General features: G+C 38.3%; 1 pseudogene. It reads left to right on the top strand.

Features of this window, described 5'->3' with window-relative positions:
* Window positions 1-282 (top strand): annotated as a pseudogene (locus tag QP324_RS12030) (IS3 family transposase); the annotation flags it as partial.

Genomic DNA, 282 nt, shown 5'->3' with positions numbered 1-282 from the left:
AAAGCATCCAGCTCTTAATGGCTTAATTTTTCATACTGATCAGGGCTGGCAATATCAGCACGCAGCTTTTCAGGCATGGCTTAAAAATCATGGTGTTTCCCAGTCTATGTCACGCAAGGGCAATTCATTAGATGATGGCTTACATGGAGGGCTTCTTTGGCATTCTTAAGCGAGAAATGTTCTATGGCTTTGAAAAGACATTCAAAACCATGAACGAATTAGAACAAGCAATCAAGGAATACATTCATTACTACAACCATGATAGAATTAAAACAGTACTAA

It is taken from the genome of Corynebacterium sp. UMB0012 (assembly GCF_030216265.1).
Classification (GTDB): Bacteria; Actinomycetota; Actinomycetes; order Mycobacteriales; family Mycobacteriaceae; genus Corynebacterium.
This window is presented reverse-complemented; position numbering and strand designations above follow the sequence as displayed.